We start from the raw sequence: 15,965 nt of genomic DNA, 5'->3' as shown, positions 1-15,965 counted from the left end.
AATCAGCGCCCGAAGTGCCTGGCCGCAACCTCGACATGCGTGTGGTGCGCATGGGCCTCGAAGCGCTCGGTCTCATTGTGGTCGGGCGTCTCGTTCCGCCACCATTTGCCGCCGATGACGATGCCATTCGAGACCAGCCGCTGGTCCGCAATAAGTGACGCACCGACCGCGTCGACAAAGGTGAAGCGGCCGGGCTGCAGCCTCAGCACCGCGACATCGCCGATGCCGCCGACTTTGAGCGCCCCGAGCTCGGGCCTGGCGATCGCTTCGGCCGGGCGCTGCGTTGCGGCGCGCACGACCTCGACCAGCGGCATGCCGAGCGCCATGAGCTTCGACATGCAGACGAGAATATCGAAGGCAGGGCCGTCGACGCAGTAGAGATGCACATCGCTCGAGATGACGTCCGGCGCCAGCCCTTCCGCCAGCATCGCCTTCGCCACCTCGAAGTCGAAGGAGCCCATGCCGTGGCCGATGTCGAAGATGACGCCGCGCTCGCGCGCCTGCCGCATATCCGGCCGCACCGCGCCCGAAGCGAAGACCGGCGCGTTGGGGAACGGCCGGAAGCAGTGAGTGAGGATGTCGCCGCGGCGGAGCCTCGGCAGCACTTCCGAGCGGCCGGGCGGCGGCTCGTCGATATGCGCCATCAGCGGCAGGCCGGCTCGGTCCGCGGCTTCGAGCGCGAGGTCGACCGGCGCGATGCCGCTGGTGCCGCTAGCGTGGCGTCCGGAGCGGACTTTTACGCCGACGACGACGGCGGCGTGCTCGCGCACCGCGGCCACCGTCTCGCGCGGCTCGCAGAGCCTGAGATCGCTGCATTCGCCGACGGATACGGTCTCGGCGAAGCCGAATATGCCGGCGAAGGAGATGTTGACGTAGGCAAGGATGCGGGCCTTCGAACGCTCGATGACATGGCGGCGAAAGCCCAGGAAATTGCCCGCGCCGGCGCTGCCGGCATCGACGAAGGTGGTGGTGCCGCTCTTGGCGGCGAGACGGTCAGCGTCGACGCCGAGCGAGGTGCCGCCCCAGTAGACGTGGCTGTGCAGATCGACGAGGCCCGGAGTGACGATGCAGCCGCTGGCGTCGACGACCTCACCGGCGGTCTCGCTATCGATGGCCGCTTCGATCGCGGCGATTCGACCATCGGCGACGGCGATGTCGCGCGGCGCATCCAACCCGGAAGCCGGGTCGATCACACGGCCACCCTTGATCAACAGGTCGAACTGCATTCCGCGCCTCCGTTGTTGTCTGGCCCCGATCAGATCGGCCGGTAGGCGACGGCCTCGATCTCGATCTTGATGTCGATCATCAGGCGCGACTCGACGGTGGTGCGCGCCGGCGGGTCGTTCGGGAAGTGCCTGGCATAGACCGTATTGAACGCGCCGAAATCGCGGGCGTCCTCGAGCCAGACGGTGGTCTTCACCACGTCGTCCATGGTGCATCCGGCCAGCGCCAGCGCAGCCTTGACGTTTTGCAGCACCTGCTCGGCTTGGTCAGTTATGCCGCCCTTGACTACCAGGCCGTCGCTGCCCACCGGCACCTGGCCGGAGACATAGACGAAATCGCCGGCGCGGACGGCAGGCGAGAGCGGGACATGCGATTTTCCAAAGCACTGCTTGGGCAAATGAATCTCCTGTTGTCGAGCGTAAGGACCGTTCTTTGCAGCCGTCTACGCTTGTAGAGGTGATCCTCCAAGAGGCAATGTCGGAAAGCAACATTTTTCCGAAATTCATGTTGCTTTATTACAAATCGTGAGCATCCTGCACCCCGAACCGGCGATGCGACCGGTGGGTTGCTGATCGAACGCAAGGGGAAGAACCAACATGACCTTTGACAAGAATCCGTTTCCGGAAGGCGATGCCGATCGCCATGCGTTGTGGGAAATGCTGGTGCGGCGCGACATCGACGCCTTCCTCGGCCAGGACTGGTCGTTGGTCGAGGACGACTTCATCGCCGAAAGCTTCTTCGGCATGCATGCGCATTTCCTGCCCAATGCCGACGCCTGGCGGCTGCAGTTTCCCAGGCTGGAAGTCTATCGCGACGAATGGCTGCGGCAGGCCAAGGAGACAGCCGCGACGGAATTCGCCGAGCCGTTGCGCGAGGCGATTTTCCGCGTCACCAACCTGCGCGACATCGACGTCGACGGCGATCGTGCTGTGCTGCACAAGAAGTTCGACGGCTCGATCGCCAAGGTGGATGGCGGCGTCGACCGCCTCAAATGGCAGACGCTCTATTTCTGCCGCAAGGTCGGCGGGCGCTGGAAGATCGCCGGTTTCGTCGGTTATATGCCGCATCCGCTCGGAAGCTAATGCATGTCGCCCGGACGTGCGCGCGTTCTGGGACACCGACATGCCCCAAACAAAGATTTACAGCGCCTCGCCTAATCCTTTTCAGCGCAACGAGGTTTAGGACAGGCACGGCAACCGCTCGTCGGGCGAGCGGTGATCGAAGACGACGCCCATGGTCTTACCAACAGCGGCCATGACGATCAGTTCGACCAGATGGTCGTCGCTGTCCCCGCAGGCGGGGTCCGATTGGCGGATGGCGTCGAGCATTGCCCGGGTCGAAACGGTGTCGCCGGCGCGAAATTTCGAAAGAGCAGACGAAACAATGTCTTGCACCGTCAGGTCTACGACGGGCACCTCCGCAGCGACGTTCATTAGCCTCCTCCTGCCATGAACCCCTCCCTCAAGGGATGATACGCCGATCAGGAGATTGCGCCAGCGAAATGGTGGTCGGACCAGTTCAGCTGGCGATGGCCTGCCGTTAAGTGTGGAACATCGCGCCGAGCCCTTGGCCCCGTGCTCGACGCACCGCGCGTCGGTTGCTAAGTCCCTCCCGCGCAGGGAGACTATCCGAGTCGAGAATATGACGGTTGCGATCGAGATGGGGCAGACGTCGGCAGGCGCGCCGGCGGCCCTCGACCTTGAAGAGCTGCTGGCGACCCGCCTGCTGGTGCAGGGCAATTCGGGCTCGGGCAAGTCGCATCTGCTGCGCCGGCTGCTGGAGCAGAGCGCGCCCTGGGTGCAGCAGACCATCATCGATCCCGAAGGCGACTTCGTCTCGCTCGGTGAGCGCTACGGCCATCTGGTGATCGACGCCGAGGATCATACCGAGCGCGGCCTGCAGGCGGCCGGCGAGCGAGCGCGCATCCACCGCGTCTCGACAGTGCTAAACCTCGAAGGGCTCGATGCCGAGAACCAAATGCGGCGCGCCGCAGCCTTCCTTGGCGGGTTGTTCGAGGTCGCGCGCGACCATTGGTATCCGATGTTGGTGGTGGTGGACGAGGCGCAGCTCTTCGCGCCCGCTGCTGCAGGCGAGGTCTCGGATGAGGCGCGCAAGCTTTCGCTCGGCGCCATGACCAATCTGATGTGCCGCGGCCGCAAGCGCGGGCTCGCCGGCATCATCGCCACGCAGCGGCTGGCGAAGCTCGCCAAGAACGTCGCGGCGGAGGCCTCCAACTTCCTGATGGGCCGCACCTTTCTGGACATCGACATGGCGCGCGCCGCCGACCTGCTCGGCATGGAGCGGCGGCAGGCGGAAGCCTTCCGCGATCTCGAGCGCGGGCATTTCATGGCGCTCGGTCCGGCGCTGTCGCGCCGCCCGCTCAGCGTCCGGATCGGATCGACCGAGACGAGCCCGCGCAACGGCACGCCGCGGCTGATGCCGCTGCCCGAAGCGACGCTCGAAGATGCGCGCGCCATCATCCTCGCGGCACCGCCGCCGGAGACGGTCCGGCCGCAGCGCCGGCCTTCGCCCGACCTGCTCGATCAGTTGATGGCGGCCAAGGCCGCGCCGCTCGACATCCGCCCCGAGCCGGCCGAGCCGCAGCCGAGCGCCGAGGACCTTGCCGAGCGGCGCGGGCGGATGGACCGTATCCTGCGCGCTATCCTGGCTGAGCCCGATGCCGGATTCCGCGTCATCGGCGTGCTCTATCAGGAGTTCGTGGTCCGCTGCCGAATCGAAGGACTCGCTTCGGTGGTGCCCGACCTTTCGGAATTCCGACGCATGCTGACGCGCGCCCGCGCCGGCGTCGGCTCGGACATGGCCGAGGACGACGCGTGGCGCGACGTCTCCGTGCGCGCATCGCTTCTGCCGGAGGACATGCAGGGCGTGTTCATGATGATCGCGAGGGCGGCGAAGGAAGGCTGGCCCTGCCCGAGCGACGCGGCGATCGCCCGCGCTTATGGCTCGCATTCGCTGCGTCGCGCCCGGCGGCTGCTCGATTACATCGAGGAGCAGGGGCTGATCGTCTGCCAGATCGACGGTGTTGGCCGCCGCACGGTGACACTGGTCGAGCTCGCCTGGGCAACGGCCCCGGGGGATCCGAATGGCGGAGAAGAAGAGCCGGGCAGTTCGGCTGCATAAGAATCCGGCCTGAGTGTCTCTACGGCAAGCTTCGCCACATCTGATTAACCACCTGTTCAAACAGGCACGGAACCAAACAGGCCGCGATGCGTTTTGGCCCTCGGCTTAATATAGCTGTCGGGGCAGGCGCGGAGGGGAGTGTGGGCGTTTCTCGTTCGTCAAAGGAACAATTCGATTCCCGTCAGATTCTCAACGCCCTCAAAGCCTTTCGAAACGGTGACTTCTCCGTCCGCATCGAGAATTCTTATGAAGGGTTGAACGGCGAGATCGCCGACACATTCAATCAGATCGTCGAGTTGAACGATCAGATGGCGCGAGAATTTGCGCGGCTGAGCAGGGTCGTCGGCAAGGACGGCCGCATCGGCGAACGCGGCCATGTGAGGAACGCCAAAGGCAGCTGGGAATCGAGCGTCCGTTCGGTCAACGACCTGATCGAGGACATGGTGCAGCCCACCGCGGAAGTTGCCCGCGTCATCGGCGCGGTCGCCAAGGGCGATCTGTCCCAATCCATGATGGTGGAAATTGACGGCAGGCCGCTTCGCGGCGAATTCCTGCGCATCGGTAAAATCGTCAACACCATGGTTGAGCAGCTCGCCTCCTTCACGTCGGAGGTGACGCGTGTGGCGCGCGAGGTCGGCACCGAAGGCAAGCTGGGCGGTCAGGCACGCGTCAGGGGGGCGGCGGGCACGTGGAAGGACCTGACCGACAATGTCAACGCGATGGCGACCAATCTGACCAGCCAGGTGCGCAACATTGCGGAGGTGACCACGGCTGTCGCGTCTGGCGACTTGTCGAAGAAGATCACCGTCGACGTGAAGGGTGAGATCCTCGAACTGAAGAACACCATCAACACGATGGTGGACCAGCTCAACTCCTTTGCCTCGGAGGTGACCCGCGTCGCGCGTGAGGTCGGCACCGAGGGCAAACTCGGAGGCCAAGCCCGTGTCGAGGGCGTTGGCGGTACTTGGAAAGACCTCACCGACAGCGTCAACCTGATGGCCGCCAACCTGACCGGCCAAGTCCGCAACATCGCCGATGTGACGACGGCGGTGGCTTTGGGCGACCTCTCCAAGAAGATTACCGTCGACGTGAAAGGCGAAATTCTGGAACTGAAATCGACCATCAACACCATGGTCGATCAGCTCAACTCATTTGCCGGCGAGGTGACGCGCGTGGCGCGCGAGGTCGGCACGGAAGGCAAGCTCGGCGGCCAAGCACAGGTGCGCGGTGTCGCCGGCACCTGGAAGGACCTGACCGACAACGTCAATTCCATGGCGGCGAATCTTACCGGTCAGGTGCGCAACATCGCCGAAGTGACTACCGCGGTGGCACTGGGTGACCTCTCGAAGAAGATCACCGTCGATGTGAAGGGCGAGATCCTGGAGCTGAAGAACACCATCAACACGATGGTGGACCAGCTGAACTCCTTCGCCTCGGAAGTCACCCGCGTGGCACGCGAGGTCGGCACCGAGGGAAAGCTGGGCGGCCAAGCAGAAGTCCGCGGAGTCGGCGGCACATGGAAGGACCTGACGGACAACGTCAACCTGATGGCCGCCAATCTGACCGGGCAGGTGCGCAATATCGCCGATGTTACCACGGCCGTTGCCAGGGGCGACCTTTCGAAAAAGATCACCGTCGATGTGAAGGGCGAAATCCTCGAACTGAAGAACACCGTCAACACCATGGTGGACCAGCTCAATTCCTTCGCGTCGGAGGTCACCCGCGTGGCGCGCGAAGTGGGCTCGGAAGGCAAATTGGGAGGTCAGGCGCATGTCGAGGGCGTCGGCGGCACCTGGAAGGATCTGACCGACAATGTCAACGCGATGGCCGGCAATTTGACCGTGCAATTGCGCGACGTCTCCAAGGTCGCGACCGCAATCGCCACCGGCGACCTGACCCAGAAGATCACCGTCGACGCCTTGGGCGAAATCCTGCAGATCAAGGACGTCATCAATACGATGGTGGACCAGTTGAACTCCTTCGCCTCGGAGGTGACGCGCGTCGCCCGCGAAGTGGGTTCCGACGGCAAGCTCGGCGGACAGGCGCAGGTACGCGGCGTTGCCGGCACCTGGAAGGACCTCACCGACAACGTCAACGCCATGGCCGCCAATCTCACGGGCCAAGTGCGCAACATTGCGGAGGTGACGACCGCCGTCGCACTCGGCGATCTGTCGAAAAAGATCACGGTCGATGTGCGCGGTGAAATCCTGGAGCTCAAGGACACCATCAACACGATGGTGGACCAATTGAACTCCTTTGCCTCGGAAGTGACGCGCGTGGCTCGCGAGGTCGGCACCGAAGGCAAGCTCGGCGGTCAGGCACAGGTGCGCGGCGTTGCCGGCACCTGGAAGGACCTGACCGACAACGTCAACTCGATGGCCGAGAACCTCACCGGTCAGGTTCGCAACATCGCCGAAGTTACCACAGCGGTGGCGCGAGGCGACCTGTCCAAGAAGATCACCGTCGATGTCAAAGGCGAGATCCTGGAGCTGAAGTCGACCATCAACACCATGGTCGACCAGCTTAACTCGTTCGCCGGCGAGGTGACGCGCGTGGCTCGCGAGGTCGGCACCGAAGGCAAGCTCGGCGGTCAGGCTCGGGTGGAGGGTGTGGCCGGCACCTGGAAGGACTTGACCGACAACGTCAATCTGATGGCGACCAATCTGACCAACCAGGTGCGCGGCATTGCAGACGTCGTCACCGCCGTTGCCCAGGGCAACCTGAAGCGCAAGCTTGCGGTCGATGCCAAGGGTGAGATCGCTTCGCTGGCGGACACGATCAACGGCATGATCGAGACGCTGGCGACCTTCGCGGATCAGGTGACCAACGTGGCTCGCGAGGTCGGCATCGAGGGCAAGCTCGGCGGCCAGGCCAGGGTGCCGGGCGCCGCCGGCCTGTGGCGCGACCTGACCGACAACGTCAATCAGCTGGCGGCGAACCTGACGACCCAGGTCCGGGCCATCGCCGAAGTGTCGACCGCGGTGACCAAGGGCGACCTCACCCGCTCGATCAGCGTGCAGGCCTCCGGCGAGGTCGCGGCGCTGAAGGACAACATCAACGAGATGATCCGCAACCTCAAGGACCAGACCTTGAAGAATGCCGAGCAGGATTGGCTGAAGACCAATCTCGCCCGTTTCTCGCGCATGCTGCAGGGCGAGCGGGACCTTGCCACGGTTTCGCGGATGATCATTTCCGAGCTCGCGCCACTGGTGAACGCGCAATACGGCCTGTTCTACGTCACCAATCGGGACGAGGAAGAATCCTATCTGGAACTAGCCGCGTCCTACGCCGCCGAAGGCAAGGCCACCGTCCGCCAACGGGTCGACTTCCGCGAAGGCCTGATCGGGCAGTGCGCCGCCGACAAACGGGCAATCATGCTCGATGACGTCCCATCGAGCTTCCTGCGCATCACCTCCGGCCTGGGCGAGGCCCCGCCGGCGAGCGCCATCGTCCTGCCGGCATTGTTCGAGGACGAGGTCAAGGCGGTTATCGAACTCGCTTCGTTCAGCCGGTTCAGCGATACGCACCGCCTTTTCCTGGAGCAGCTCATGGAATCGGTCGGCATCGTGCTCAACACGATCGCCGCGACCATGCGCACGGAAGGGCTTCTCAAGCAATCGCAGCTTTTGACGTCCGAACTGCAGTCGCGTCAGACCGAGCTCACCAAGAAGCAGGAAGAGCTTCACGCCACCAATGAGGAGCTGCAGGAAAAGGCGCAACTGCTCGAGAATGAAAAGAAGCAGGTGGAAAACAAGAACCTCGAGATCGAGATGGCCAGGCGGGCTCTGGAGGAGAAGGCCGAGCAACTGGCGCTGACCTCCAAATACAAATCCGAATTCCTGGCGAACATGAGTCATGAGCTGAGGACGCCGCTGAATTCGCTGTTGATCCTGTCCAATCTGCTTGCGACCAACCAGCAGGGGAATCTGAACGACAAGCAGATCGATTTCGCGCGTACTATCAACTCGGCAGGTACCGACCTGCTCAGCCTCATCAACGACATACTGGATCTTTCCAAGATCGAGTCCGGCACGGTGTCGATCGAAATCAACGACATGCCGCTCGCACACCTGCGCCAGCATATGGAGCGGACTTTCAGACAGCTTGCGGCTGACAAGGGGCTCGGCTTCACCATCAAGATTGAGCAAGCCCTGCCTGACACGATCCGCACGGACGAAAAGCGGCTGCAGCAGATCGTGCTCAATCTGCTGTCCAATGCCTTCAAATTCACGTCCAACGGCGAGGTGATGCTGAACATCCATGCCGAGAGAACCGGCCGCAAAAACGGTGCGGCGCCGCCCCGGGCACTGGCGATCGCCGTTACCGATACCGGGATCGGCATTCCGGAAAACAAGCAAAAGCTCATCTTCGAGGCGTTTCAGCAGGCCGACGGCACGACCAGCCGCAAATATGGCGGCACTGGCCTCGGCCTTTCCATAAGCCGGGAAATCGCCCGGCTGCTCGGCGGTGAGCTGCGCGTCGAAAGCGAGCCAGGCAAGGGATCGACCTTCACCCTGGTCATCCCCTTCGACGGCCCGCGCAGCAGCAGCCTGGCGGCGCCGATCGAGCTTTCGCCTGCCGAAGTCATCGCGGCGGGCGTCCAGCCAGCAGACAGCTCGGGTACCCCAGAACTTGCGGACGATCGTGACTCGATCAATCCCTCGGACAGGGTGGTGCTTATTGTCGAGGACGACCCGACTTTCGGAGGGCTGCTGCTCGGTCTTGCTCGATCCGCCGGACTGAAGGGGGTGCTTTCAACCGCCGGCTCCGGCACGCTTGCGCTGACCCGCAAGCTGATGCCCGATGCCATTACGCTCGATCTCGGCCTTTCAGACATCGACGGCTGGGTGCTTTTCGACCTTCTGCGGCATGACCAGAAGACCAGGAGCATTCCGATCCATGTCATCTCCGGCGCCGAAGATCTCGAAGTGCTGACGCGCAGGGGCGCTGCAAGCGTTTCGAGCAAGCCGGTTTCGGCCGGCGAGCTCGCCCGCGTTTTCGGGGAAATCCATTCGCGGAACCTGAGGGTGCAGCGCAACGTGCTGATCGCCGATCCTGACCCCGAGCGCCGCCTGGCCCTGGTGGAAGCCATTCGAGATGGCATCACCTCGGTCACCGCGGTCGGTCGTGTCGCCGCCAACGTGGACGAGCCGGGCGCCGCCGCTTATGACGCGATTGTTTTCGGGTTTGGGCGTTCGGCCAAGGACAACGCCCAGATGCTCGACGAAATCGTGTCTCAATTCAGCGACGCTCTACCGCGCCTGCTGTTCTTCACGCCGCACCCGGACGCGTTTCTGCAGCAGGTCGCGCTGCATCCGGCACTGGGCGATGTCCCACGTGCCGATAACTTCGGCCAGCTCGGGCTCCTGATCTCGGCGGCACTGCCAAGCGACACGCAGAGCGAACAGATCTTGGCCACCGAGCAGGTCGACAATGCCGATCTCGCCGGCGCCAAGGTTCTGATCGTCGACGACGACATTCGCAACATCTACTCGTTGACCAGCGTGCTGGAGACTTACGACATTGATGTGCAGCATGCCGAACGGGGCCGGGACGGCATCGCGTTGCTCGAAGAAACACCCGACGTCGATGTCGCCTTGATCGACATCATGATGCCGGAAATGGACGGCTACGAGACCATGCGTCGGATTCGGGCAATGCCGGCGATAGCCCACATCCCATTGATCGCGGTTACCGCCAAGGCGATGAAAGGCGACCGTCAGAAATGCCTGGACGCCGGCGCATCCGACTACATCGCCAAACCGGTCGATCTCGATCTGCTGCTTGCGTTGCTGCGGGTTTGGATCGGTCGCGCGCGAGCGCGGGCTGAGCCCTTCGCGCCGGCATTGATGACCGCCATCTGAAAGCACTCCGGCAGGTAAAAGGAATGGCCGCGATCGAGGCAGAAAGAAGCGAACCGGTCGAAGGATTGCGGGCACGCGTTCTCGCGGTCGATGACGACGAACGCAATCTGCTTGCCATCGCGGAGGTGCTTGGCGAAGTCGGCGAGGTCGTCTGCGCCCAGTCGGGTGAGGAAGCGCTGCGCTTCCTGCTCAAGGAAGATTTCGCCGTCATCCTGCTCGACGTGCTCATGCCGAACCTCGACGGCTACGAGACGGCCACGCTGATCCGCCGGCGTGAACGATCGAAAAACACGCCGATCATCTTCCTTACCGCGATCAGCAAGGAAGAGGCGCATATGCTGCGCGGCTATGACGTCGGCGCTGTCGACTACCTGTTCAAGCCGTTCGACCCGGTGATGCTTCGCTCCAAGGTTATGGTCTTCGTCGATCTTCATGAGAAGACGCGCGAGATCGAGCGAAACGCGGCGCGGGAGCAGCGGCTGCTCGAACAGGCGCTGAAGGCCAAGTCGGACAAACTCGATGCCGAGCGGGCGCTGCGCCATTCGGAAGCAAGGCAGGAGGCTATTCTTGCCTCGCTTCCAATTTGTTTTCATGCCCGCTCGGCTGAGGCGCCTTTCGCCGCACGCTACGTCTCGAAAGGCGTCGAGCGGCTGACAGGGTTCCCGCCGAGCCGTTTCCTGTCGCATCCGGATTTCGGGCTCAGCCGGGTTCACCCCGACGATCGCGAGGAGGTAACCAGGTCGCTTTCGGCGGCATGCGAGACGGGGTCCTATGGCTGCGAATTTCGCTGGCGGTGCGCCAATGATGAATATCGCATCTTCTTCGATCGGGGCGTGGTTTCCAAAGATGACGCTGGGCTCGAGTTGCTTGGCACCATGCAAGACATAACAGAGCAACGCCGCCTGGAGAGCCAGCTGCTGCAGTCGCAGCGGCTCGATGCGATCGGCAAACTGACCGGCGGACTCGCCCATGACTTCAACAATCTCCTCGCGGCGATCCTTTCCGGCCTAAGCCTGCTCGAGCGACAGCTGACGCTGGACGGCAACGCTACCAAGATCCTCGACATGACACGCCGCTCCGCCGGGCAAGGCAGGGATCTCGTCCAGCGCATGCTCGCTTTTTCGCGACGCCAGGACCTGAAGCCCGTGGCAGTACCCTTGTCGAGCCTTGGGGATACGATGAACGGGTTGGTTGCCCCGGTCCTTGGAGGCCTCGTGCGCTTCAAGTGGCTGGTGAGTGACGACACATGGCCCGTGTATGTGGATGCGGCGCAGCTCGAGCTCGCCTTGATGAACCTCATCTTCAATGCGCGAGACGCAATGCCTTCGGGAGGCACGGTTCTCGTCCGGACGAGCAACCGCAGCGTCGGCCACGCGGGCGACGAACTGCCGGCCGGCGACTATGTGGTGGTCGCTGTCGAGGACACCGGGACCGGAATTGCCGGCGACATGATAAGCAAGGTGGTCGAGCCGTTCTTTACAACCAAGCCGATCGGGAAGGGCACGGGGCTGGGTCTCAGCACCGTCTATGGTTTCGCCAAGCAGTCGGGCGGCACGCTCAGGATAGAGAGCGAGGTGGACCGCGGCACCATCATAGAACTGTGGCTGCCCCGATCCAATCAGCCGCAGGATGTCACCGAGGCTATCGCTGTTGCCGGCGCAGAGGCTGTCGAGGCTGCCGACGCGGAGCGCGCCACGGCGGTTGGCGAACGATCACTGACCGTTCTGCTCATCGATGACAGCCACTCCTTGAGAGAAATGACGGCCATGTCGCTCAGGCAGTCCGGCTTCGAGGTCGTAGGGGCCTCCGGCGGAGCCGAAGCGCTTGCCGCCATTGAGAGAGAGCCGGATCGATTCGACGTGATCGTCACCGACTTTGCCATGCCCCTTATCTCGGGCATAGACGTGATCCGGTTTGCCCGCAATCTGCGTGCCGGCTGGCCGGCGGTCATGATCACCGGCTATGCGGATGCGGAGAAAATCGTGGAGCGCCCCCTCGATGTCGCGCTTGTCGGCAAGCCGTTCGACGAAAAGGACCTTGTTGTGGCCATACATGCCGCAGCGCGTGGCAAGCTAGTCTAATCAACGCCTCGGCATAGCTTCGCCTGTTACCTGTCCTCGATGATCCTCAAATAGGCCGCGGTCACGAACAGCACGATGAAGCCGAAGAGGATGCGGCGGCCGCCTTCGGGCATATGCAGGATGGTGAGCAGCGTCGTCAGCACGGTCAGGATCAGCGCGCCGACAATGGTTCCCATATAGCCGCCGCGGCCGCCGAAGATCGAGGTGCCGCCGATGACGGCGGCAGCCACCGAAGGCAGCACCAGCGGCTCGGCGAGCGACAGCGAGGGCGCCTTGATCAGGCCGATATAGAGCAGGCCGGTGATGCCGGCGAGCAGGCTGGAGATGACGTAGAGCGCCGTGATCACCTGCCAGTAGCGGACGCCCGAAAGCCGTGCAGCGCGCTCATTGTCGCCGACGGCGTAGAGCAGGCGGCCGAAGCCTGTACGGTTCAAGGTGAAGACGATCAGCACCGCCACCGGCACGAACAGGAAGAGCGCGTTGGGGAAGCCGTAAGTGAGGCCGGTGCCCAGCCAGTTGAGGAAATCCGGAATCTTGGCGCCGGAGGCGATCACGGTGCGCTGGTAGACCTGCAGGAAGCCGGTGCCGATCAGGCTGGTGCCGAGCGTCATGATCAGCGGATGGACGCGGAAGACGCCGACGCCGACGCCGTTGACGAGGCCGATCAGCACCGCCGGCAGCATGGCGAGGATGAAAGCCACCGTCGGATCCTGGTTGACGATTTGCGTCGCCATGATGAAGGCGCTCATCGTCGCCACCGTGCCGACCGAGAGGTCGATGCCGCCGGTGAGCATCGTCATGGTCTGACAACCGGCGAGGATTGCCAGCGGAATGGCGAACTTGGCGGTGTTGGCGATCCAGCGTTCATTGACGATCCCGGGGCGAAGAACCTGCAGGATCAGCACCAGGATGACGAGCAGGATGATCAGCGGGATGAGCGGCCGGTCTGCCATGAAGCGCTTCAGGCGGCCGCCGAGCGAGACCGGCTGGGGCATGGTCGCGCTGTTCGTCATGGTGTTGCTCCTGCCGGGCGGCCCCGGATGGTGATGAAGGCGCCGAACATCACCACGGCGACCATGATCGCGCCCTCGATGATGGCCGTGACGTTGGGATCGATGGCCAGAAGCGTCAGGTCGGTGCGCACCAGCCTGAGCACGAAGACGGCGATGATCGGCCCGAGCAGCCCACCCTTGCCGCCACCGAGCGCGACGCCGCCCAGCACCACCGCCGCGACGCTGGCCAGCAGATAGGGACCGGGGATCGGCGCGCCGATGCCGGTGCTGATGGTGAGCGACAGCCCGCCAAGTGCTGCGAACAGGCCGGAGAGCGCGTAAGCGACGATCCTGGTGCGGGCCACCGGCACGCCGCTGCGGAAGGCGGCGAGCTCGTTGCTGCCGATGGCGTAGATGGAGAGGCCAAGCCGCGAGCGCCTGAGCGGGATCCAGATGACGAAGAGGCAGACAAGCAGCAGCACCAGTGCCTTCGGGATCCAGGCATCGGCCCAATCCGGCAGGCCGGGGATCGGCATGGTGCCGACGACGGTGGCCTTCAGCCACTCGGCGGCTGCGCCGCCGGGCGCGTCAAGCACCAGGAGGGCCGCGCCTTGCAGGACGAATAGCGTGGCCAAAGTAACCACGATATCCGGCACTCGGGTCACGACGATTAGGAGGCCGTTTAGCGCGCCGAGCACAAGGCCCATGGCCAGCACGAAGGGCACGACGAAGTACGCATACTCCTCGCTGGCGCCGTTCATCATCGAGGCGGCGGTGACGCTGGTCAGCGCCATCATGGCGGCCACTGACAAGTCGATGCCGCCGGCGATGACCACCACAGTCTGCGCCGCGACGGCGAAGGCGTAGGGCAGAACCGCCCGCGCCAGCGAGCCGAAGTCGCCGCTGCCGTAGCCCGGCTGGATCAGCTTGGTGACGACGAACAGGAATACGAGCAGGGCGAGCAGGCCGGCGACCCAGCCCTGGCGGCGCAGGAAGCGCATCATGGCGCGGTCTCCGCGTCGGACGTTGGCCTGACATCGGCAAGGATGCCGACATCCGCCCTGGCGCCGCGCGGCAGGCCGTAGGCGGCCCGCATCAGAGCCGGCTCGTCGGCGAGCTCGACCGGGAAGGTGTCGACGACACGGCCGCCGAAGATGACGATGACGCGGTCGCAGACACGCTGCACTTCCTCCAGCTCGGATGTGTAGAAGAGGACCGATTTGCCGAGGCCGGCGAGCTCGCGCAGCAATTTGTAGATTTCCTGCTTGGTGCCGACATCGATGCCGCGCGTCGGGTCGAAGCAGAGGATGGTGCGGGCATCTGCCGCGATCCAGCGGGCAATCGTCACCTTCTGCTGGTTGCCGCCGGAAAGGCGCTGGACCTCGCCCTGCGCGCGGGTGTCGATCTGCAGCCGGGCGATGGCGCTTGAAACCACCATATGCTCCCGGCGCACCTTGATCGGTCCCCATTTGCGCAGCGCAGCGCTGAAAGGCAGCGCGATGTTCTCGCGCACCGAACGTTGCATGGCTAAAGCCTCTGTGCGGTCACCCGGCACGTAGGCGAGGCCGGCCTGGATGGCATCGCTTGGATGGAAGAACTTCACCGGCGCGCCATCGACGGCGATCGTGCCGCCGGCCGGGCGGATCGAGCCGGCAAGGGCGGCGAAGAGCTCGTCCTGGCCCTGGCCCTCGAGCGCGACGACGCCGGCCACCTCGCCATTGGCGAGATCGAAAGAGACGTCATGCAGCTTCGTGCCGAGCTGCAGGTTGCGGACCGAAAGCCGAGGGTGGCTGTCCTTCACGACCGGCGCTTCGCTTGCCGTGCGCGCCGCGGCGACGCTGGTCTTCTCGATACGGGCGCCAAGCATCATCTCGACGATCCTTTCCTCGACGCCGGGCTCGATGTCGACGACGCCGACGGTTGCGCCGTCGCGCAGCACCGTGGCGCGGTCGCACAGCGCCGAGATCTCGACGAAACGGTGCGAGATGAAGATGACCGAGCGGCCGCTGTCGCCCTGGCGGCGAACGACTTCCAGCACTTTTTCGGCAAGGTTGGCGGGCAGTGCGGCCGTCATCTCGTCTAGCAGCAGAACGTCGGGCTCAGCGGCGAGCGCGCGCGCCAGGTCGAGCACACGCAGGACGGCCAGCGGAATGTCGCGCGCGGTCTCGCGTATGTCGAGGTTCGGAATGCCGAGCTCGCGCACCCAGGCGCGGAACGGCTCGACCGGCGTGCCAGTGAGCCTGAGATTGGAAAGCACATCGAGGTCAGGGATCAGCGCCGGTTCCTGGTAGACCGGCAGCAGGCCGGCGCGACGCGCGGCGGCCGGAGAGCGGACATCGCGAGCTTCGCCGCGGATCAGGATGCGGCCGGCATCCGCCGGGATCGCACCGGTCAGGATCTTAACAAGGGTCGACTTGCCGGCGCCGTTGGCGCCCATCAGCGCATGCACTTCGCCCGGCAGCACCGATAATGATGCGTCACGCAGCGCCGACACCGCGCCGTAATTCTTCGCCACGCCGGTGGCGTCCAGCAATGTATTGTTCGGCAATTCGTTCGTCGTCAAAACCAGCGTTCTCGCATCAAGCACCGAGGACGGCAGGTTCGCACCTGCCGTCCCGGCGACCCTATCTCCCGCAGCTCCTTATCGCAAAACCGTAGGATGC

The 15,965-nt window shown here is 64.1% G+C and carries 11 protein-coding genes; 4 read left to right on the top strand and 7 right to left on the bottom strand.

Annotated features, from left to right (window positions below; genetic code table 11):
• Positions 1-2: 2 nt before the first annotated feature.
• Together CK215_RS09990 and CK215_RS09985 are read right to left on the bottom strand one after the other, a co-directional pair.
• On the bottom strand, positions 3-1,226 hold the full coding sequence (locus CK215_RS09990) for an amidohydrolase/deacetylase family metallohydrolase (RefSeq protein ID WP_095830815.1): 1,224 nt from the start codon (positions 1,224-1,226) through the stop codon (positions 3-5).
• Between the two features lie 29 nt (positions 1,227-1,255).
• Positions 1,256-1,621: a RidA family protein gene (locus tag CK215_RS09985; protein ID WP_095778768.1), complete on the bottom strand. Its 366-nt coding sequence runs from the start codon at positions 1,619-1,621 to the stop codon at positions 1,256-1,258.
• Positions 1,622-1,820: 199 nt separating this feature from the next.
• Between CK215_RS09985 and CK215_RS09980 the strand changes: the two genes are divergently transcribed.
• The gene (locus CK215_RS09980) at positions 1,821-2,306 is read left to right on the top strand and encodes a hypothetical protein (RefSeq protein WP_095826768.1); all 486 of its coding nucleotides are present in this window, start codon (positions 1,821-1,823) and stop codon (positions 2,304-2,306) included.
• A 96-nt stretch (positions 2,307-2,402) separates the two neighbouring features.
• Here the strand turns inward: CK215_RS09980 and CK215_RS09975 are convergent, their stop codons facing one another.
• Complete coding sequence (locus CK215_RS09975; RefSeq protein WP_095783502.1) at positions 2,403-2,657, bottom strand: hypothetical protein; 255 nt, start codon at positions 2,655-2,657, stop codon at positions 2,403-2,405.
• Positions 2,658-2,865: 208 nt separating this feature from the next.
• Between CK215_RS09975 and CK215_RS09970 the strand changes: the two genes are divergently transcribed.
• The gene (locus CK215_RS09970; RefSeq protein ID WP_095830814.1) at positions 2,866-4,365 is read left to right on the top strand and encodes an ATP-binding protein; all 1,500 of its coding nucleotides are present in this window, start codon (positions 2,866-2,868) and stop codon (positions 4,363-4,365) included.
• Between the two features lie 158 nt (positions 4,366-4,523).
• Here the strand turns inward: CK215_RS09970 and CK215_RS32395 are convergent, their stop codons facing one another.
• The gene (locus tag CK215_RS32395; protein WP_348628588.1) at positions 4,524-4,742 is read right to left on the bottom strand and encodes a hypothetical protein; all 219 of its coding nucleotides are present in this window, start codon (positions 4,740-4,742) and stop codon (positions 4,524-4,526) included.
• Here CK215_RS32395 and CK215_RS09965 point away from each other — a divergent pair, their 5' ends adjacent.
• Together CK215_RS09965 and CK215_RS09960 are read left to right on the top strand one after the other, a co-directional pair.
• Entirely contained in the window at positions 4,743-10,229 is a 5,487-nt protein-coding gene (locus CK215_RS09965; RefSeq protein WP_348628587.1) for a HAMP domain-containing protein, read from the top strand.
• Positions 10,230-10,252: 23 nt separating this feature from the next.
• Positions 10,253-12,310: a response regulator gene (locus CK215_RS09960; protein ID WP_095830812.1), complete on the top strand. Its 2,058-nt coding sequence runs from the start codon at positions 10,253-10,255 to the stop codon at positions 12,308-12,310.
• A 26-nt stretch (positions 12,311-12,336) separates the two neighbouring features.
• Here CK215_RS09960 and CK215_RS09955 read toward each other — a convergent pair whose 3' ends face one another.
• The 3 genes from CK215_RS09955 to CK215_RS09945 are packed head-to-tail and all read right to left on the bottom strand — an operon-like array spanning position 12,337 to position 15,850.
• Entirely contained in the window at positions 12,337-13,323 is a 987-nt protein-coding gene (locus tag CK215_RS09955; RefSeq protein WP_095830811.1) for an ABC transporter permease, read from the bottom strand.
• Complete coding sequence (locus CK215_RS09950) at positions 13,320-14,306, bottom strand: ABC transporter permease (RefSeq protein ID WP_095778774.1); 987 nt, start codon at positions 14,304-14,306, stop codon at positions 13,320-13,322. The genes CK215_RS09955 and CK215_RS09950 overlap by 4 nt, the downstream gene beginning before the upstream one ends.
• Positions 14,303-15,850, bottom strand: a complete 1,548-nt coding sequence (locus tag CK215_RS09945) for a sugar ABC transporter ATP-binding protein (RefSeq protein WP_095778839.1) — start codon at positions 15,848-15,850, stop codon at positions 14,303-14,305. The genes CK215_RS09950 and CK215_RS09945 overlap by 4 nt, the downstream gene beginning before the upstream one ends.
• Between the last annotated feature and the right edge of the window lie 115 nt (positions 15,851-15,965).

The sequence above is a fragment of the Mesorhizobium sp. WSM3864 genome, from assembly GCF_002294955.1.
Classification (GTDB): Bacteria; Pseudomonadota; Alphaproteobacteria; order Rhizobiales; family Rhizobiaceae; genus Mesorhizobium.
The sequence above is the reverse complement of the archived record's forward strand: the minus strand, read 5'-3'. Positions and strand labels throughout refer to the sequence as shown.